The 21,478-nt window shown below is 39.5% G+C and carries 17 protein-coding genes; 3 read left to right on the forward strand and 14 right to left on the reverse strand.

Annotation, left to right across the window (positions count from 1 at the left end; genetic code table 11):
• Positions 1–34: 34 nt before the first annotated feature.
• From dprA to rpmH, 14 genes are all read right to left on the reverse strand, one after another.
• Positions 35–1,369: a DNA-processing protein DprA gene (gene dprA / locus AC2SLL_RS05745; protein WP_486530728.1), complete on the reverse strand. Its 1,335-nt coding sequence runs from the start codon at positions 1,367–1,369 to the stop codon at positions 35–37.
• Positions 1,370–1,415: 46 nt separating this feature from the next.
• Positions 1,416–2,534 (reverse strand): LysM peptidoglycan-binding domain-containing protein, encoded by a 1,119-nt coding sequence (locus AC2SLL_RS05750; protein WP_486530729.1) that lies wholly within the window; start codon positions 2,532–2,534, stop codon positions 1,416–1,418.
• Positions 2,535–2,582: 48 nt separating this feature from the next.
• On the reverse strand, positions 2,583–4,028 hold the full coding sequence (thrC, locus tag AC2SLL_RS05755; protein ID WP_486530730.1) for a threonine synthase: 1,446 nt from the start codon (positions 4,026–4,028) through the stop codon (positions 2,583–2,585).
• A gap of 241 nt (positions 4,029–4,269) precedes the next feature.
• A complete protein-coding gene (locus AC2SLL_RS05760) occupies positions 4,270–4,581 on the reverse strand; it encodes a hypothetical protein (protein WP_486530731.1) in 312 nt (103 codons plus the stop codon).
• Complete coding sequence (locus tag AC2SLL_RS05765; RefSeq protein WP_486530732.1) at positions 4,571–6,103, reverse strand: transcription antitermination factor NusB; 1,533 nt, start codon at positions 6,101–6,103, stop codon at positions 4,571–4,573. Before AC2SLL_RS05765 ends, AC2SLL_RS05760 begins: the two co-directional genes overlap by 11 nt.
• A gap of 54 nt (positions 6,104–6,157) precedes the next feature.
• The gene (gene fmt / locus AC2SLL_RS05770) at positions 6,158–7,207 is read right to left on the reverse strand and encodes a methionyl-tRNA formyltransferase (protein ID WP_486530733.1); all 1,050 of its coding nucleotides are present in this window, start codon (positions 7,205–7,207) and stop codon (positions 6,158–6,160) included.
• Positions 7,208–7,516: 309 nt separating this feature from the next.
• Positions 7,517–8,122 carry a riboflavin synthase gene (locus tag AC2SLL_RS05775; RefSeq protein WP_486530734.1) on the reverse strand — a complete coding sequence of 202 codons (606 nt, stop codon included), beginning with the start codon at positions 8,120–8,122 and terminating at the stop codon, positions 7,517–7,519.
• 423 nt (positions 8,123–8,545) lie between these two features.
• A complete protein-coding gene (ribD, locus tag AC2SLL_RS05780) occupies positions 8,546–9,631 on the reverse strand; it encodes a bifunctional diaminohydroxyphosphoribosylaminopyrimidine deaminase/5-amino-6-(5-phosphoribosylamino)uracil reductase RibD (protein WP_486530735.1) in 1,086 nt (361 codons plus the stop codon).
• Between the two features lie 159 nt (positions 9,632–9,790).
• Positions 9,791–10,249 carry a transcriptional regulator NrdR gene (gene nrdR / locus AC2SLL_RS05785; RefSeq protein ID WP_486530736.1) on the reverse strand — a complete coding sequence of 153 codons (459 nt, stop codon included), beginning with the start codon at positions 10,247–10,249 and terminating at the stop codon, positions 9,791–9,793.
• A gap of 114 nt (positions 10,250–10,363) precedes the next feature.
• Entirely contained in the window at positions 10,364–11,770 is a 1,407-nt protein-coding gene (gene mnmE / locus AC2SLL_RS05790; protein WP_486530737.1) for a tRNA uridine-5-carboxymethylaminomethyl(34) synthesis GTPase MnmE, read from the reverse strand.
• A 600-nt stretch (positions 11,771–12,370) separates the two neighbouring features.
• Complete coding sequence (gene yidC / locus AC2SLL_RS05795) at positions 12,371–14,065, reverse strand: membrane protein insertase YidC (RefSeq protein WP_486530738.1); 1,695 nt, start codon at positions 14,063–14,065, stop codon at positions 12,371–12,373.
• Between the two features lie 286 nt (positions 14,066–14,351).
• Entirely contained in the window at positions 14,352–14,762 is a 411-nt protein-coding gene (gene yidD, locus AC2SLL_RS05800) for a membrane protein insertion efficiency factor YidD (RefSeq protein ID WP_486530739.1), read from the reverse strand.
• A gap of 132 nt (positions 14,763–14,894) precedes the next feature.
• Positions 14,895–15,278 (reverse strand): ribonuclease P protein component, encoded by a 384-nt coding sequence (gene rnpA / locus AC2SLL_RS05805; RefSeq protein ID WP_486530740.1) that lies wholly within the window; start codon positions 15,276–15,278, stop codon positions 14,895–14,897.
• Between the two features lie 205 nt (positions 15,279–15,483).
• On the reverse strand, positions 15,484–15,618 hold the full coding sequence (gene rpmH, locus AC2SLL_RS05810; protein WP_007394757.1) for a 50S ribosomal protein L34: 135 nt from the start codon (positions 15,616–15,618) through the stop codon (positions 15,484–15,486).
• Positions 15,619–16,563: 945 nt separating this feature from the next.
• On the opposite strand from rpmH, the gene dnaA reads away from it, so the two are divergent.
• From dnaA to recF, 3 genes are all read left to right on the forward strand, one after another.
• A complete protein-coding gene (dnaA, locus tag AC2SLL_RS05815; RefSeq protein ID WP_486530741.1) occupies positions 16,564–17,994 on the forward strand; it encodes a chromosomal replication initiator protein DnaA in 1,431 nt (476 codons plus the stop codon).
• 304 nt (positions 17,995–18,298) lie between these two features.
• Positions 18,299–19,474, forward strand: a complete 1,176-nt coding sequence (gene dnaN, locus AC2SLL_RS05820) for a DNA polymerase III subunit beta (RefSeq protein ID WP_486530742.1) — start codon at positions 18,299–18,301, stop codon at positions 19,472–19,474.
• Between the two features lie 295 nt (positions 19,475–19,769).
• Positions 19,770–21,200: a DNA replication/repair protein RecF gene (gene recF / locus AC2SLL_RS05825; RefSeq protein ID WP_486530743.1), complete on the forward strand. Its 1,431-nt coding sequence runs from the start codon at positions 19,770–19,772 to the stop codon at positions 21,198–21,200.
• The last annotated feature ends 278 nt before the right edge of the window (positions 21,201–21,478 follow it).

The raw sequence follows: 21,478 nt of genomic DNA on the forward strand, positions 1-21,478 counted from the left end.
GTGTTATCAGGAATATAGGCAAAGTGACTTCTATTTAAGCTCTTTTATAACGCCCACTTACTTGAACAATAACGCCCAATAACTCCAGCTCCATAAGCTGACTTAATAAAGAGGGAGTATCTAAACCAGTTTTGTTAACGAGCGCATCCAAATCTTGACCATCCCAATCAACATGGACACAAACAGACTGCAAGTGCTCGGGGATATCAATGACAGGATTGACCGAGGGAGTGGATTGTCTATTAGGTTTGTGACCATTTGAGATATTGGTTGGGCTTGGTTCAAATTGAACGGTTTTAGCTAATTTAACACCATCTTTCTCATTAGAACCTAATAACTTATGATTTACAAATAGTGAGGGTTTTGCAATCGGTGCTTCCTGTTTTTGTGATTGAATAGAGTTGGAATCTTGCGATTGAATAGAGTTTAAAGATTGACCTATAGGCGTGCTGAACTGAGTGGCTAGGTCACTAATAACATGGTCAGGATGGTAAATCAGTGTCGCTCCTTCACGAATCAAATAAAGACACCCTTGAGCATTAACGTTATCTATACTGCTAGGTATCGCAAATACCTGTTTGCCTTGCTCCGAGGTTAGCCTCGCTGTAATCAACGAACCGCTTTTTACGGCAGCTTCTGTGACAATAGTACCCAAACTCAGCCCTGCTACAATACGATTTCGCCTTGGAAAGGTATGTTTATTAGGCGGAGTACCAGGCAGCAACTCCGATATAATACACCCGCCTTCATTAATAATTCTATCAAACAGCACCTGATGTTGCTTCGGATAACACACATCGATGCCTGTACCCATGACCCCAACTGTACGACCCACTTGATCTGGCTGCTGGGATAAGGCACCCAAATGAGACTGAGCATCGACACCTTGTGCTAGGCCGCTGGTAATCACATAACCCGCTTGTGCAAGATATTGTGCCATGTCGAAGGTGATTTTCTGTGCTGCCGTTGAGGGTTTTCGACTACCAACCATAGCGATTTGTGCTTGAGCCAAACGGCATACATTGCCCCGATAAAACAACACTGGTGGAGGATCAAACAGTTGTTTCAGTTGATTTGGATACGCCTCATCATCCAAAAACAATAGGTTATAATGGCCGGCACGAATCTGCTGCTCTATTGCCTGTATAAACGCCTTATCTGTCACATCATTAGCCTCGGTATGCCTACCAATGTGTTTGGCGTGAATACTAAGCATGGCCCAATCACTAGCAGATTTTTGCAGGGCGATACCTGCTGACTGATAATGCTTAAGTAACTTGTAAAAGGCAGACAGCGAGGTGTTAACTCGCTGCCATAGTAGTAACGTTGCGCGCTGCTCTGGTATCAAATTCGGTACATTTAAACTCATATTAATATCCAAAGCATGGTTAACCGTTGATTAGGTTTTAAAACCTTTAAAACCTAAGTGGTAATACCCTATCACCCATATTTAAAGGCAATTCCGTATCTAAGACATAAGCGTAGCTAATTTTGTCAAAGGTTTTAAACAGCATGAGATGACCCGCTTGCTCACTTGGTAAACGAACAGGGATATCGTTATCTCTAATATCACGTACTAATGCCCCTTTTTTAAAGACGGTTAGGACATCACCAACATTAGCGCCATTTTCTAGGCCTAAGTTAACCGCCACCACACTGCCTTTGCCTGCGCTATTGATAGAGCCCATTATCCGAATAACTTGACCACCACGATTCACATTGGCAGCTTTAAGGTTAAAAATAGGCGATAGATCATTTGTTATTTCAATAAACACTCTATCACCTTCACGTACTTCAGTATCGTATGACTTTATCAGATCAATACTAGATATATTATTGCTTGTTACATTGGTCACGATTCCTGTGGCAACTTGTTGTACTTCTAAACCAACCACTTGATTTTTTTGCTGGTCAATATAGGGCTTACCTTCACGGTAAATACCGTAGCGTTGTCCCACAATAAGCGGTGCACCCTTAGCATAAATTTTATCACCTTCAGCAGTAATAAGGTTGCCTGTTTTTGACGCCAACACATACGGCGTTGCTTGAAAATCAGTCGGGTTAACAATCAACACCCTATCAAGCCAATATTCAATAGCAGATAAGGGTATGGCAGGGATACTATTATTCAAAGGGGTTATAGTTACATTCTGCGTTGCTGCTGCGGGTGCTATCATATTGCGTTCAATACCCGCACACCCTTCACCTGTATCAATACCAACCAAAGTCTCACCCCTAATCACACACATCAATAAAATATCACCTGGATAGATGAGATGGGGGTTTTTAACCTGTTTATTTGTCGCCCAAATCTGACGCCATTGCAGCGGATTGTTCAAATATCGTCCAGATATATCCCAAAGCGTATCACCCTTTTTTACCACATAACGGTTTGGTGCATCTGCTTTTAAGGTTGGTGGTGGATTATTCGCGCCAGCTGTTGACGCACCCATGAGCATGACCACTGAGAAAACACTCAGAATTGCTGTCTTTGCCATTGAGTTTCTAAACCAGTTACCCATACTCTTTTTCATTCGTCTATCCATAATGTTTGGAAACTATAATGTTTGGAAAATAGTGCGTTATAAAGGTTTCACTACCTTTTTAATCTCATCAGCGACTAAGCTGGCATCGTTGTCCAAAACCGTGACGTGCTGTTCCAGACTTTCAATATCTTTAGTATGCTCTGGTCGCTTAATATCAATTTGTCCCACTGCCTCAAAGATAGTTTCAGAAAACTTCACGGGTAACGCCGTTTCAGCACAGATAATCACTTCACCATCTCGTTGCAATTCTCGCGCAACCTTAACACCATCGGCGGTGTGCGGATCAATCAAATCATTATAATTGTCATACACGGCTTTGATAGTATTGAGACGGTCTTGATGCGTTGATTTGCCAGATGCAAAGCCATAGCGAGTATTCACCGCCTCTAACACATCCGACAAATCAAAGCCTTGACCTTCTTTCACCCCATCGAACAACTCATGCACCCGCTTACTGTCTTTTTCCAATAATAGATAAATGAAGCGCTCAAAGTTAGATGCTTTGGAAATATCCATAGACGGGCTAGAGGTCACATACGTTTGTTCCGCAGGGCGAGGGCTATAACTGCCTTGATTAAAGAAATCGTTTAGCACATCGTTTTCGTTGGTAGCGACGATTAAACGCTCAATTGGCAGACCCATCTCACGGGCAATATGACCGGCGCAGATGTTACCAAAGTTACCAGATGGCACGCAGAAGCTAATTTTCTTATCGTTATTAGCCTTGTTAGCATCGTTGTTAGCCTCTTTATTAGTCACATTAAAGTAGGCTTTAAAATAATATACGATTTGCGCTAAGATACGCCCCCAGTTAATTGAGTTCACCGTACCTAAGCTATATTTGGCTTTAAAATCCGCATCTTGCTGCAAGGCTTTGACGATATCCTGACAGTCATCAAACATGCCTTTAATAGCGATATTATGAATATTGGCATCGGTCAAGCTGTACATTTGCGCCCGTTGAAACTCGCTCATTTTGCCATGTGGCGACATCATAAACACTTCGATGTTGTCTTTGCCCCGTAGCGCATATTCGGCGGCACTACCGGTGTCACCACTGGTCGCACCAATGATGGTCAACCGTTTATTTTTCTTTTTCAGCACATATTCAAAGGCATTACCCAAAAACTGCATTGCCACGTCTTTAAACGCCAACGTCGGACCATTAGACAACCCTAAAATATATAAATCATCTTCTAATTTACGTACTGGCACAATCTCTTCGCTACCAAAAACCTTAGCCGTATACGTGCGCTCGATAATATCTTTTAAATCTGCGTCATTAATATCGGTAGCATACAGGCGCATGATTTCAAATGCCAACTCTGGATAGCTCAGCTCACGCCATTTATCTAATGTCGCACCATCAATGTGCGGATAGCTTTCAGGCAACATTAAACCACCGTCTGGCGCAAGCCCCATCAACAACACATCGCTAAAATTCATTGGCTCAGTTTGACCACGGGTACTGATATATTTCATGTTTTGTCCTATCTACAAGTCTTATAATATTAGATTATAAAAAGAGTAGCATATTTTTGACGATAAGCCATATTAAATAGAGGTATGATTGGTTTTTGTAGCTAATCCAGCTTTCCACTACTATCTTGGTTGTCATAAGGGCGGGCGCTAATAGCAAGTTGCATTCCTGCTACCACGATAATGCCTCTTGCTAAGCGCCCGCAACCTTATGCTACACCAAGTATATCCGCTGCAATCTGGGCTAAACCGCTCCTAAGAAAAAGTAAGTCGCTTTATACAAAGCACATTTTCTCTCACTTTTAATAAATTTATGGAATATTGTATTATCTATACTTTCCTTGTCATGAATGAGCTTATGCCATTTACTCTCGATAACTTTTTTTGCTGATGGGGATTCTTTTGAATCAACTTTATCCAATACATGTCCAATTGCTCTAGCTAAGGAAATAGCGGAAACCCAAAGAACTCGGTAATTATCTAAGTCGCTTTCTTTTTCCAGCATGGAATGGGCTTTAATCAAATCACTTAAAACCAATCGCGCTTTAGATGTCATTACTACTTTCCTTCCTCAACACCGCATAATAAAACCCATCACCACCTGATTGGTTTTGTTCATTTAACGGCAAACATTGACGCCCAATCTCTTGCTCAATACCCCAATTGGTTTCGTCATCGTCAAACGCCACAGCCACCGCATCATTATGACGTTCAAGAAACGCCTGCATCTGTTCCACGTTTTCTTGCTTTAAAATCGAACAGGTTACATACAAAAAGTAACCACCAGACTTTAGTTGCGACCATAAGTTATCTAAGATTTGCTCTTGTAACTGCGCCGTATGTTGTACATCTTCCTCGGTACGCAGTAAGGTAATATCTGGATGACGACGAATCACGCCAGTTGCAGTACAAGGCGCATCGAGTAATATGGCATCAAATCCAGTTGATTGTTCAGTAGCATCTTTCGCTTGCCAATTAGTTGCATCCACGCATTCGATGTCCAAATGCAATTTACTATTCACAATAGGCGCGGGCAGTCGTAACCGCTCTAAGTTCTCAAAAATACGCGTAATACGAGGCGCTTCATTATCGATAGCCGTTAGCTCGACTTTATTAATGGTAGTTGTCGAATCTTCTGATTGTTTCACGTGAAACAAACCTGTGTTCTGCTCTTCCTGCTCACCTAGTAATTCGAGCCAATGTGCCAACTTTCCCCCTGGCGCAGCACAGGCATCCAGTAATCGTACCGTCTCGGTTGAATTAGCGATGACCAACTTTTGAAGTAGCGCATCAATAATAGGTGCCGCCAATTGTGCATGCGCATCTTGTACGCTAGCAATACCCTCTTCAAACTCAGGTAATTGACTGACCGGCATGCTATCGATAAGCTCGATTGCCTGTTGTTCAATCTTAACTGTATCTTTAGCGTCATCAGTATTGATAGTGGTTTTGAGGGTTACCAATTCTGCTGCTATCTCGGCCTCGTTCAGTTGTGACAAATAGCTTTCACAATCGGTTTGCAAGCTATTTACTCGTAAAAACATCGGTGCTGACTGGCGCAGGCTTTGGGTCAACTCATCATACTGATCTCGCCAATCTGCTTTTAACTGCTGAGCTAGCCAGTTTGGTAGACTATGATTTTTATTGGCTTTTTTGCGAAATTTATTCGGATTCTTTGCCACTTTACGCAGTACCGCATTGACCAGACCTGATGCCCGATCAAATTTGATCTGCTTGACCGCTTCTACCGTTTCATGGATAGCGGCATGGTCAGCAACATTTAAATACAGCAGCTGAGTCATCCCTAATTGAAGGGTAGTACGTACTTCAATTTCATCAATAGGGTTATCCGCTAGACTGTCTAGCAACCGAGCCGTGGCATGCCAGTGACGTAATGTGGTTAATAACAACGCGTGGGCAAAGCCTTTGTCATCGCCATTTAAGCTATTTAGCAATGGGTCTAATAAACTGGTTAATGATTGACCTTGTTGAATAGACAATAAAGTATTTATAACGGCAACGCGAACGTTGATAGGTTTGGATGATGATTTAGAAGGACTATGCCGATTATGGTTCATTTAATGCCTAATTTAATAATTTGGTCGGGTTAATATAGGGTTGCTTGATTGAACTTAATTTTGCGATACAAAACGATCGCCATCTTCAAGTTGACTGCCATGACACACTTGCTCAGCAGTGACAGGCTTGCTGCCTGCAAATTGCAGCTTGGTTAGGCGTAGGGTAGTTGACACGTCATCATCTGGGCTGTTTTTACCACAGGCCACTAAAATCGCATTCTTACCGACACTAATAATTGTACCTGGGTCTGCTACTGTGGTTTGAGTGGCATTGAAGGGTAATGCTTCTAATACTTTGACGCGCTTTGGTGCTTGCCCTTGAGAATCTCCCAAAAAGGTATAAGCACCCGGATAAGGATGCATGCCACGTATCTGACGTTCAATAACTTTTGCTGACTGGTTCCAGTCGATTTCACCCTCTGCTTTACTTAATTTTTCAGCATAAGTTGCCAAGCTATCGTCTTGTTTTTCCGCTTGGGCTTGGTAATGGGGTAGGTCCTTTAATACGGTAATAATTGCTTCAGCGCCTAATTGTGCCATTTTGTCATGCAAAGTTTCAGTCGTTTCATCAGACTTTATATCATACTCAACTTTATAAAGCATATCGCCTGTATCTAACCCTTTATCCATTTGCATAATGGTAATTCCCGTCTTGTCATCTCCTGCTAACAAGGCACGATGAATAGGTGCGGCCCCGCGCCAACGGGGTAGTAAAGAGGCATGAATATTTAAACAGCCATATGTCGGTGTCTTTAACACCCCTATGGGCAAAATAAGACCATAGGCAGCCACAACCATAATATCAGGCTTATAATTGGCTAATGTTTCACGTGAAACCTGACCTTCCTCTGCTGATTTTCTAAAAGTTAGAGGTTGCTCAACTGGAATGCCATGATCTAATGCTAATTGTTTAACCGCTGAGGCTGTCACCTTTTGTCCGCGTCCAGCTTTACGATCTGGCTGCGTATAAACAGCGACTATCTCGATATTTAGCGCATCTTGTTGCTCAATAAGTGCCTGCAAGCTGATTGCTGCAAATTCTGGTGTGCCTGCGAATATGAGTCTTAGTTTTGGTAAGCATTTTGAAGCGTCAGTTACAGTCATATATTTATTAAATCACAAGGTAGGTTGATGGATAAAATCATTTGTAGTTAATCAGCAGGATAACGCTCATTCGTCATGAAATGCAGTCAGCCAATCCATAGGGTTAGGTTAGTTAGTTAATTGAGTACTGTTTAAAGCTAAATTGATTATGCCATTGGTTAATCGTTTATGAGAAAAACCTCTTGCATAACCCTCTTAAATATTAAATGTTAGCAATTGAAATATTAAGATATTAAGACGCTACACTAGTAGAATCCATCTAGTGGACTAGAACTTTTCCTAATACTTAGACCTTGATACCCTCTAACACTAGCTTTCAGTCTCAACGTATACCAGACGTTCCAAATAACGGGCAATTAAATCAACTTCAATATTAACCTGTCCATCTATGTGCCAGTGTTTGGCTATATTGGTTACTTGCGCCGTGTGAGGAATAATATTCAAGCACACTAGGTTATCTTTAACCAGATTTGTGGTCAGGCTAATACCGTCTACTGTTATAGAGCCTTTAGTTGCTACATATTTCTTTAATTCATTGGGGATAGCAACTTCAATATAGATTGAACGCGCATCCTCAACCATCTTTTTGATCGTACCAACACCATCTACATGCCCTGACACCATATGCCCGCCAAAGCGAGTTGTTGGTAGCATTGCTTTTTCCAAATTAAGGGTATCGCCAACTTGCCATTTCTCCATCGCTGTTTTTGTTAAAGTTTCACGTGAAACATCAACTGAATAACTTGTCTCAGTCATGTCAATAACCGTCAAACAAATGCCATTACACGCGATGGAATCGCCAAGACTGACGTCATTTAAATCCAGATTATCAGACTGGATAACCAATCGCACATCACCACCAATACTATCTATTGCAGCTAACGTACCCGTACTTTCTATAATACCTGTAAACATATTTTCATCCAATATACAATCACTAAAACCTGTGGATAACTTATAGATAACGGTTATAACCCTTTAATAACAAGCCTCTTAATATAAAGTTATCCACAGCCCAATAAAAAACTATAATTTTAAATCCATTTATAGCTGGTTCCATGTGAAACCTTTGATTATAAAGCATTGATAAAAAAACTAAGATTAGACAGTTCCACATGAAACCTAAGTAATCCACAATCTGATATAAAAACCGTAAAATTTACTCTTTTTTAAAGGAATAAAAAAACAACCTGTGGATAACTTTTCTGCAACCTAATTTAAACCTCAATATATCTGCTAATATACGCACCAGTTATCAATACTAATAATTGATACGTTATATGAATTTGACATAAATAGAACTTAAAAATTGATCGAGGATTTAAGTGTTATTAAGTACTACATAAAATAACGATCAAAAGGTAATAAACTAATCTTTATGTCACTGCCAATTTGGCTCAAACTATTTACTCTAAATCGTTTTTGATTAGCCAATTCATCTATAGTCATAGACAACATTGGTTTGGCACTTTGGCCGAGAATACAAGGCGCCTGATAAATAATAAGCTCATCAACCAAACCTTCTTTAATAAAACTACCAGAGACCTGAGCCCCAGCCTCTATTAAAACATCGTATATTTGATAGTCCGCAACTAGGTTATATAGCAGGTGTTTCAAATCAGATTTTACATGTAATAGTGTGCTTTGTTGTTTAAACACGTTATATCTATCGCTCACATTTACTAAACGTCTTCGTCTATCAAGTACCACAATTTGAGGTTGTGGAACCTCAGATAATGGTACACCCAGCAGGGTTGAGCGCACATTCAAGCTTGGGTTATCATCAATAATCGTCTGACTACCAGTAATAATAGCCCCACTTAATGCCCGAAGCTTTTGTACATCTTCACGAGCAGCATTGCCAGTAATCCACTTAGACTCACCTGATGCCATTGCCGTGCGTCCATCAAGGCTAGTGGCTATTTTTAGGCGTACATAAGGCATACTAGATCGCATCGCCTTTAAAAACCCTAAATTTAATTGTTCAGCTTGTTGTTTGCCCACGCCAATGGATACTTCTATGCCTGCCTCAACTAACATAGTCACACCTCGTCCGGCAACCTTAGGGTTTGGATCTAATCCAGCAATAACTACACGATTTATACCCGCTTCAATTAAAGCCATTGCACAAGGTGGTGTACGCCCTGTGTGGCTACAGGGTTCGAGTGTCACGTAAGCAGTTGCACCTTGCGCTTGCCTGCCGGCCTCACGTAATGCAAAAACCTCAGCATGAGGCTTGCCTGCCTTTGGATGAAAGCCACTGCCTATAATATGGTTATCTTTTACTACTATACATCCGACAGCGGGATTCGGGCGAGTGGTATAAATCCCTCTTTTTGCCTGCTCAATTGCTAACGTCATAAAATAGGCGTCTTGCGGCTGTGGAGGGGTAATACCATGAGTACTAACATGAGAAGTGGGCATAACAAACCTGAATGATTTATTTGGTATTGATAGTTTAAAAGGAATGGCTCAAATAGGGCTCAAATAGGGCTCAAATAGGGCTCAAATAGGGCTCACTTTAAGAAAGTAACGGTTTAAATGATAGAAATATTTACCTAAAACCCTACTATTTAAGCTTCATTAACTCTCAGAGGGACGTATGTTTTGTAACTCTTGACGAAATGCCTCAATATCTTGAAAGTCACGATATACACTAGCAAAGCGTACATAGGCCACATCATCCACTTCCTTGAGTTCACTCATAACCACCTCACCTAGTTTTTTACTGCTTACTTCCCTCTCTCCTAATTGGCGTATTCGCTTTTCAATACGGCTAATTAACGCATCCTGCTCGTCAATCGTTACCGGGCGTTTTTGCAAAGGTAATTGAATCGAACGCCTTAATTTTTCGGCATCATATGGCTCTATACGACCACTTGATTTAATCACTCTGGGCATCACGACTTCAACAACTTCGAACGTCGTGAAGCGCTCCTGACACTGATTACATTGACGGCGGCGGCGTACCTGCGCGCCCTCAGCCGCAAGGCGTGAGTCAATGACTTTAGTGTCGTCCGCGTTACAGTAGGGGCATTGCATGATTAGATTCTCAGTAAAGTTTAATAAAAGCCACAAAGCTAATACGGCTGAACGAGTTTGATAGGTGGAACACAATCTACACTTAAAGCACTGTGAAAGCAGAACATTATAAAGTTATTTACCAATACAAAAGCTACCAAAGATCTGACCTAATAAATCATCTGCACTAAACTCACCAGTAATTTCTCCCAAACTATGTTGCGCTTGGCGTAGACTTTCCGCAACCAATTCTCCCGCTTGATAATCTACCAACTGTTCATGCGCTTCTTTAAGGTATTGCTGAGTACGTTTTAAGGCATCTAAATGGCGTACCCGTGCTATAAGACTGTTTTCAGGCGGATGAAAACCAACTTTTTCGCATAATAGCTCAATTAATTTATCTATTCCTTGTGATGTTTCACATGAAACATTAACTTGATCATATCCAGAAATAGTAGCTTGATCTGCCACTTGCCGCTTGATTAAATCTCGCTTGTTACCTATAAATAACATCCTTGAATTATCAAAATTTGGCAGCGAATTGCCATCTTCGGTTTTAAATAACTCTTGCGCTAATTGCACTGGATCGGCATCTTTTGATAAATCATACACCAAAAGCAGTAAGTCCGCTTGGTTGATGGCGGTGCGCGCACGCTCAATACCAACACGCTCTACCGTATCTGTTGTATCGCGAAGTCCTGCAGTATCTGTAAGATGAATGGTTAACCCATTCAACACAATGGTCTCTTGTAAAACATCTCGAGTCGTTCCCGCAACCTCTGTTACGATGGCACGCTCTTGTCCCGCCAAACAATTCAATAAACTTGATTTACCTGCATTTGGTCGACCTGCTAAGACAACATGTACACCATCTCGCAATAACTGACCTTGTTGCGCAGTCGCTAAAATAGCGGCCACTTTATCTGTTATCGCATCAAGCTTCCCCTCAATAACCCCATCAGCCAGAAAGTCAACATCCTCTTCATCAGGGAAATCAATGGAGGCTTCCACATACAGACGTAAATGTATTAACGCTTCTAAAACAAGGTTTATTTTCTCTGAAAATTCGCCTGTAAGTGAACGTATGGCACTATTAGCGGCTGCTACACTGGTGGCATCTATGGCATCTGCAATCGCTTCTGCTTGAACCAAATCGAGCTTATCATTATCAAAAGCTCGATAGGAAAACTCACCTGCTTGAGCCTGCTTTGCACCAAGTTCAAACACTCGAGACAACAGCAGGTTCTGTAATATCATTCCCCCATGCCCTTGTAGCTCAATCACATCTTCACCTGTAAAAGAATGGGGGGCTTTAAAATACAACACCAGCCCTTCATCTAGTACGTTTTTATGCTCATCGTAAAATCGACAAAAGGAGGCCAAACGTGGTGTGAACTCGTGCTTACCAGTAAGTTGACACGCAATAGCATGTGCCTTAGGTCCTGACAAGCGGATGATACCCACACCGCCTCGACCGATTGGGGTTGCAATCGCAGCTATGGTACTCGAATGAGACGCGTCGTGATTAACAGCAGAAGTCATATTTTGCTCTAATAATTCTAGTAATGTTTACTTATTTATATAGTATCTTTATACAGCTTTGATGCTAATTTAATGTACTTTTGCTAGCAAAAATCCAAGTGAAAAAATACAAATTATACATTTAACGAAACTGACAATGTATTCAGTTGATACAGTATTAACGGTGTCATTTAAGTAGTCTAAAAGGCCTATAAGGCAAAGAGCTCAGCCAGTAGCTGATATATTTAAGCAAACGTTGCAAACGAGATTAACACTTTAACCCTTAGAATTACTGTAACTATATTACAAATGGGCTGATATCTTAGCATAGTATTAGTATATCGGAAGTCGAATAAACGCCCTGTCAAGCTTACAACCCGATGGTCTGTTTTTAATATTAACTCTAATTTTCTACCCTTATTCACACAGTTTATCTATATGCTACATTATTTTCGCAGTCTAAATTTACTACCGGAACCGTTTAAGCAGGCCTTATATAGCAGGTCTTATATATAGGAAGATAAAAATAGATTATTAAAAAAGCACCTTATTAAATAAGGTGCTTTTATCAGCTAAATAACCAAATAGCTATAGGACAGAGCGTTGGTTATTCATTTATTGCTAACCTATAACTTGAGCGGACTTTTCTTTTTGTTCTCTTTCAACTCTTTTGTTTACCAAATACTGTTGACCCATAGTAAATAAGTTATTTACTGTCCAATATAATACAAGACCAGCAGGGAAGAACAACATGAATGCGGTAAAGATTATTGGCAAAAACTTCATCACTTTAGCTTGCATTGGGTCGGTTGGTTGCGGGCTAAACAGTTGCATTGCAAACATGCTGGCACCCATCAATATTGGCATAATAAACCAAGGATCCATGGCCGATAAATCTTGAATCCATAGAATCCACGGGGCGTGACGTAGCTCCACACTCTCGACCAATACCCAGTACAATGCTAAGAAAATAGGCATCTGTAGTAAAATTGGTAAACACCCAGCCATAGGGTTTACCTTTTCTTCTTTGTAAATGGCCATCATCTCTTGTGACATTTTCATACGATCATCGCCATGCTCTTCTTTTAAAGCAGCGAGACGGGGTTGTAAGGCACGCATTTTAGCCATTGAGTAATAGCTTTTGTTCGAAAACCAAAATAGGGCAATCTTAACCAGTACCGTTAAAGCGATAATCGACCAACCCCAGTTACCAATAACCTTATGAATACCTTCAAGAATGGCAAATAAAACTTTCGAGATAGGCCATAGCAACCCATAATCCACAGTCTTATCTAAGCCTGGTGCAACGTCTCTTAAGATTTCTTGAACCTTAGGACCTGAATACAGGGTAGCGGTTAAGTCTATTTGTTTATTTGCAGGGACAGCGATTGGCTGGCTGTTCATACCAATAAAATAATCACCGCCTGCCTCACGGCTAAAGAATTGTCCTGTAAAGTTCTCTGGTGTCCATGCTGAAACAAAATAATGCTGGATAATGCCTACCCAACCCTTGTCACTAGATGCTGTTAATTCGCCATCATTGAAATCTTTAAATTTAAGCTTACTATATTCGTCATCTGGTGTACCCCAAGCACCACCCAGATAAGTAGCCATACTTAAGGCACCTTTATCTGCCATGCCTGGATCTTTACTACCATCACGCTTTAACTGTGCAAATAGTTGACCATTCCAAGGCTGGGCACTGGTATTATTGATATTATAATTAACAGTAATAGGGTATTTACCTTGAGTGAAGGTAAAAGTTTTAGTAATGGTCACACCATCTTGTTTATAGGTTAAAGGGACTTCAAGGGTATTATGGTTAACATCCATCACATAATTATCAGACTCATAGCTATATTTTGCGCGTCCAGCAGCAGTATCAATACCATTCGCACCAACTAAGCCTGATTGAGCCACATATACTCGTTTACTACTGTTTTCAAGCAACACAAATGGCTCTTCGCTATCTAAAGTTGCATCATAGTCACGTAGCGCTGCATAAACAACGTCACCACCTACAGGATCAATTTTAACTTGATAGAGATCTGTTGTTACATTTATCAGTTTAGAGGACACTTTTGCAGTCGTTACTTCAGTCTCAGTAGACGGGATGTCTGTTACTATCCCAGTAGGGATATCACTGGCGCCAGTACTGTTTGGTATATCAGAGCCCGATGTAGTGGATACAGAAGGGGTTACTGCGTCTGTTGATGAATCTGGTACATTGGCATAGTCTTTTTGCCAAGCAAGCACCAACAAATAAGCGGTAATCAGCATTGCAATAATGATGAGCACCCGTAGTATCTTTTGCATAAGATTGTCCTAAACAACTCAAAATAAATGAAATAAATAAAATAATAAGCGGATAAACCGAATAAACGTTGGTATATAACCTAAAAACGATTATAAAATGCCAGATATTTTACTAAAAAACAGCGCTAAAAGATATAGAGCCTAGAGTAACCTAAATACAGTACATATTTATTACATGACAGACTAAATCCAAACTTTTAAAGCCCCTGATTCTAGGAACTTTTAAAATGGCCTAATTTTAAAGTTCCCTGTTTGTAACAAGCATAGTTATAAACTATGCCCAACTCTAGAGACTCTGGTTTAGTCTCGCTCGGTAACTAGAGCTATCTTTATATACTCCGCGTTCAACAATAAAAGTTTCACGTGAAACATCACTACTATCATATAGATAGTTATCCCTATAATTAACAGGGCCCGAAGTAGCGGAGCTTATAAAAGGATAATAGATGTCTTTATATAAAGGTAAGGGAACAAAATCAATACCATGGCCCCCAAGCGGATGACAACTGCAAATGCGTTTTAAGGCTAACAACCCACCTCGACTTGGCCCGTGCCACTTAATGGCTGTCAATCCATATTCGGAACAAGTGGGATAATAGCGACATCGAGCAGGTAAAACTGGACTAATTATTTTTTGATAAAACTTGATAATGCCCATGAGTATACTGGAACTAAAGCTAGAAATTATTGCCATCATTTCATTCGCCTTACTCTACCCCTTCATACTTTGATTAACGACCACACTATTTAAATAAAATTTAAATAAAGAGAAAGTGAACTCTACATAAAGATTAAAAATAAACAACGCTGAGCCGCTTATTAGTTTATCTTATGACTCATGTCGTTGTTTATCTCCAGAACTCGCTTTATGCATAGTTTTACGCAATATAGCTGTTATTTCATCCCTTAATTGCTTATTGCTTAGCTGCTGGGGCGATTTTTTAATTATAAAAACAATATCTAAAGCAGGTATTACGGCATATGTAAGCCTAAACTGCTCTTTGATAATACGCTTGATACGATTACGAGCCACCGCAGTAGGCACTTTTTTTTTGGTAATGGCCATTCCTAAACGTGCTTGGTTTGTCTCAGACTCAGAAACAAAAACCATTAAATGAGGCTGATGTACTTTAAAAATTGGGTTATTGAATACTGCTTTAAATTCAGCAGCTTTTAAAAGTCGATTACTCTTTGGATAGCCAAAATCGGTCATGATTAGGTCAACATGAAGTTATAGAATATAAGAATTGAATTGCAATATAGCGTTAAGATAATAAAAAAAGCACCTGATCAAGGTGCTTTTTTATGTCAAATATTTTGTACTGTTTCTATTTATGCCTATCAAAATATCGCCATAAATAAGTCAGAGAAGGGGTAATTGTTTTACTTGAGAATATCCATTCATTTAAGAATTTCAATTACACAGTTAGACGATGACGACCCTTAGCACGACGACGCGCTAAAACTTGACGACCTTTTTTAGTCGCCATACGAGCACGGAAACCGTGTGTGCGCTTGCGCTTGATAACGCTTGGCTGAAATGTACGTTTCATAAATCACCTATGACAGGAATAAGTTTAAAAAGAAAAACTGCACTAATAATTTGTAGTAACGTGAGATTATGCCAGTCTAAATGGTTAATGTCAATATTATAAGCACCTTCTTGTTGTTAAAGCAGATTGAGACAGCTTTTATTAAAAAACAACCGTCTTTGAGTCAAAACATGAATGGAGTAACTGTCTAAAACCACTTTAAAACCCTCTAAAAAAACATCCTTTATCGTTTCTTTATCCCTCAATCTTTAACTCCTCAAATCTTAATTTTTCAAAGTTTAATAAAAACTATAAAGCCTTACCGTTTTTAAGACCCAATGCTATTTATTTTTATTCGCTCTGTTTTCTATTGGACAGGGTAGAAGATATCTATAGACACAATTTTATAGTTTAAAATGCTTTTGATTGATGCATTTTAAATACCTTTTTTATCATACTCAGTCAATTAATCCCTAATCAGGGTTCTATAAGAAATCTATTAAATTAAGTTAGAGCAGGTTCAGAAGCATTGCAAAACCTGATAATAAAATAGATTCATAGGTTAAATTATATTTTTTCTTATAGCCTTTACTTTAAATTTAGTTTTAAGTTATCCACAGTTACTACCTTTGCCCATAACTATATATATATACTCTCTTTTGTTATTATTAGTAAGGTTTTTTTCTGTGTATAACCCAAAAAAATATAACAAAAACAGTATGTTAAACTGTGGTTATTATTGTTCATAAACTGTTTACAAACTCTGTATAACTTCATAAAATTATTTATCCACAGACTTTATAACAAAGTTATCCACAGATAATTTTGATGTTAATTATATTTTTTTATGCTAAAGTACCACACCTTGAACTAAACCTCGCAATAAGCATAGCCACATAAATTATTGCTGCTATTTTTAAAGACTTATTCATAAAACCTTAGTGTGTAAAGCGGGAACAATGCGTCATGTCAGATAGTCTATCGGTGTGGGATAAGTGTCTTAATGAGCTTAAGTACCAGCTCAAAGAAAATGAATTTACGATGTGGTTACGTCCCTTATCTGCAAGAGTTGTTGATAATACGTTGATGTTACTGGCACCAAATCAGTATTTTGTGTCGCACGTGCGTCAGTATCATTTTGCTGATATAGAAGCACTGGCTAAACTGCATAGCCAAGGTAGCATTACGCAAGTCGTTATTCAGGTAGAAGCTAATAATCAAAGCAATAGTGATGATATTAGTCATAACCAAAGCCAAGCAACTGTGTTGGGTGGTAACCGTAATAATGGTTATGATTTACAAGGCAACAGTGCCATTAACTCTACAAGTGATTTAGAGGCTTCACAAAGGGCTAATCAGATAGCATCTGATAAATCGCTAAGTTATATTAATCCTAAGTTTACTTTTGACACATTTGTTAGTGGTAAGACCAATATGCTTGCGTATAAGGCCTGCTATGAGTTAGGTAAAAAGCAGTCTCAAAATCGTCATAACCCTTTATTTATATATGGGGCGTCAGGACTTGGTAAAACCCACTTAATGCACTCGGTGGCTCATCGCTACCTCAAAATCGACAAAACGTTTTACTATTTTTCATCTGAAAAATTTATCAATCAGTTGGTTTATGCGCTGCGTAACCAAAAAATTGAACAGTTTAAGAAAAAGATAAAACGGGTTGATTTACTGATTATTGATGATGTTCACGTATTGGCAGGTAAAAATAAATCAAGCAGTGAGTTTTTATCGTTATTTGCTGATTTTATGGTTGAAGGCAAGCAAGTGATTTTAGCTTCAGACCGCCACCCTTCACAAATGACGGAGTTTGATGAAAGGTTTCGCTCACGGTTTTCCTCTGGCTTGGCAGTTGCGATTGAACCGCCTGAAATGGAAACTCGCATGCAGATTTTGCAAAAAAAAGCTAACTTATCTGGTGTTGATTTACCGAAAGAATGTGCGCTATTTATTGCTCAGAATGTGGTTTCAAACGTGCGTCGGCTAGAGGGTGCTTTAAATCAAGTTGTGGCCAATGCCAACTTAACAGGCAACCCAATTGATTTGGAAATGGTTCAATATGCGTTAAAGGACATTATTGCCATTCGTTCACAGGCCGTGAGTATGGATAATATTCGTAAAGTAGTTGCCGAGTATTATGATGTGTCTGTCAAAGATTTAATGAGTAAGAAGCGCACTCGTAGCATTGCTCGTCCCCGTCAGATAGCCATGTCGCTCGCCCGTGAACTTACTAAGGATAGCTACCCAGATATTGGTCAGTCCTTCGGTGGGCGTGATCACACCACGGTAATGCATGCTTGTGATAAAGTGGCGCAGTTACGTAAGGAAGATCCAGTTTTAGATAAAGAATACAAAGCGTTATCAATGACACTACAAGCTGGCTAACAACTACAAGCTGACTAACATAGGATAGATGACGCAGGTTATTAGCAAAAAATAACTATCAGGCTTCAATAGCTTATGTTCAATAAGAGATTAACAACAAGTTAACCTTAGGGATATGGCTATTTAGCGGTATGGCTATGCAGATACCCTAACATTTGGGTATACTAGCTGGGTAGCTGTATGATCAGTATCAAATAAAAACCCAAATTTAAGTGGATAGATATTTTAAAATAAAAATAATGAATGCTCTTTAAGATACTCTATCTATTTTCCAGTTATTAAAACCCAATTAAAGAGTTTTATTATGCAACTGTCGATAAACCGTGAGCTGCTTCTAAAAGCCATAAACTTGATTGCTAAAGCTGCTGACAAGCGCCACAATATGGTAGTACTTGGTAATATAAAAGTAGAGGTTTCTGAGCAATTATTAACGTTAACTGCATCAGATCTTGAAGTCGAGTTAACAGCACAAGTGAAGCTCGGGAATGGGGCCAGTGGCCAAGTTGGTGCAACGACCTTACCAGCCTCCAAGCTACAAGACATTTGTAAGCTTTTGCCAAAAAATGCCATGATTGATATCAAGGCTGAGACAAATGAGCGATGCGTTATTGTTAGTGGTAAAAGTCGATTTGTATTAGGTACTTTGCCAGCGGAGGATTTTCCTCTACTTGGTGAGCCTGCAAATATTATACCGCTTACCCTCAGCCGTGAAATGCTTTTGGACTTAATGACCAAAACACAGTTTGCAATGGCCATTCAAGATGTGCGCTATTATTTAACAGGTATGCTGTTTGAGGTAGCACAGCGTCAGCTGACGACGGTTGCCACAGACGGACATCGATTAGCCTTAGCTCGAAGTGCCATTGAGGTCGGTGATGATCTTGAAATGCAAGCTATTTTACCCCGCAAGGCGGTCATTGAACTTGAGCGTTTAATGGCAGAACTGGGTAAGCTATTGGGTGATAAAGACGGTAACTTAACCTTAAGCTTTGGTCGCGAATTTTTGAAAGTAAGTTTGCCTTTTGGCAATGTTGACAGCGCTGGTATGATAGATGATTCAGTGAAAGTGACCTTTAACGCCCGTTTGATTGATGGTAAATTCCCAGATTATCGCCGTGTAATGCCTGCCAATACTGATAAAGTAGCGCTTGCAAACAAAGAAAAAATGACGGATGTTCTAAGACGGGTCGCTATTTTAAGTAATGAGAAGTCGCGCGGTGTTATTTTTAAGTTTTCAGACGATGGCGATGTTGAGGTTCGTGCCAATAATGCTGAGCAGGATGAAGCGGTCGAAGCGTTACAAGTGCAGTATCAAGGCGAATCCATTGAGTTGTCCTTTAATGCAGCGTATTTGCAGGATGTATTGGATGTTTTAAATGGCGATGTACAGATTCATATGAGTCAAGCCAATAGCTCGGTATTGGTCAATCAGCTAAATGATGTGCAGCATCAGTATGTGATTATGCCAATGCGTATATAATAAGCCTATATTGGATTTGGCCAACAGTGCTATTGTTTTCTGATCGTGTTAATCGTTATCTTTACACTTGAATGATGAACGTTTTATAAGACCTAGTGAATAACTCTCACTGGGTTTTATTTTATTCAATACCTAGGGATACTTCAAAAGCTGATCTCTCAAAATAAGAGATATTGATATAAATATACTCTATATTATGTTAAATAATATGTTCGACTTATGTTGACATTATTGGATAACTTACCTTTTAATCTATAATTATCGTTGTTAACTTTAATGGCTAAGGCGTGTCTATATGCTAACTCAACTTAGCATCTATCATTTACGTAACTTGCAATCAGTGAGCTTTAAAGCGGGAATATGTAATGTGTTTATTGGTGCTAACGGAAGCGGTAAAACCTCTCTTTTAGAGTCTTTATATCTTTTATCGCGTGGTAAGAGTTTTCGCCATCATCAACCAAAACGTTATATTTCTCATCATCAACCTCATACTACAGTACATGCGATACTTTCAAATGGCGAGAGTATGGCAATTCAAAAATCGCAAGATGCGAGTACCATCATGCGTCTTGGTCAGCAACCGGTTTATGTGCAAAGCGAATTGACACGGCAATTACCAACACTGCTTATTGATCCCTCATCTATGGATATTTTAGAAGTAGGAAGCAGCAGTAGGCGCCAGTTGTTAGATTGGATAACGTTTCACGTGAAACAGGGCTTTCATCCACAGTGGGTAGCTTATCAGCGATTGTTAAAACAGCGTAATGCATTGCTTAAAAAGTCTCACAACTTGTCGGGTCTCCAAAAACAAGAGTTGGCATCATGGGATAAAGGCTTGGCCAATCACGCCGCCCTAATTACACATTACCGTCAACAAGTTTTTGAGACGTGGCAACCTCTATTTGATGGCATGGTCAAGCAGCTGCTACCTGACTATGCTCCGTATATTAAATTACGTTTTATGCCTGGCTACAATACAGACGTCCCTTTAGACGAATTGTTACAACGGCGTTTACAACAAGATATTCAAATGGGGTATACACGGATTGGATGCCATAGAGCCGATATTCAGGTACTGTGGGTTGATAACGCTGAGGCTCGGCAAGAAGTGCATGAGCAAAGCACTGATTCTGATAATTATAAGCCATTTTCTAATGATGTGAGCTTAGATTCACAAGGCTTAGATCCACAAGGATGCGAGTTGAATCAAGAGGATCAGCATACGGATGATGAGACTGATTTTTTTGATGCCACAGTTGGCACAGTGCGTGAGCAAGCAGCAAATGTATTGTCACGTGGAGAGAAAAAACTACTCATTACTGCCTTAAGACTGTCACAACTCCCTTTATTAGCGGGGGAAAATCAATTGTCCTTTAAACAGTTAAAGCTTGGCGCGCAAAATTTAACCACGTATGGGAAACAACCAACCCATAACCTACCTGCTTATAATTTTTATGGGTCGTCAGTATCTACTCGCCATTCCACTCAAGATATGTCCCCTAACAACGATCAGAGTGTTTTACCATTAGTGCTATTAGACGACATCACTGCAGAGCTTGATAAGAGAGCTTTAGATATACTTCTACAAACTTTAGCTGCCTTATCCTGTCAGGTTTTTATTACCAGTCTCGATAACTCTTTGATCGATCAAGTGAAACATTATTGGTCAGATGTTAATATGTTTCATGTGAAACATGGCAATTTGAAAGCTATAACAAGGTACTAAAAATCAGAATTTTAGTCTCAAAAAGTTATCTAAATTTTAATTTAATTGATTCCTATCGATTATTGGTGCATCCCATTACAAATATGCTTTTAAAAGCAAAAAATGCTATAATAAACGATAGATTTTTTATTGATTTTATTGGTGTATTAAAAGCTGTTAACCGAATTTAGAAAACTAAAGCTTAAGCTTGAATTATTGAAGTTGCTCTTACTTTTCGCAATTGGAAGCGAGTTAACAGTAATCTAAAATAGGCGAGAAGGCATTAGTACACTGCTTAA

It is taken from the genome of Psychrobacter sp. CX97, from assembly GCF_057396285.1.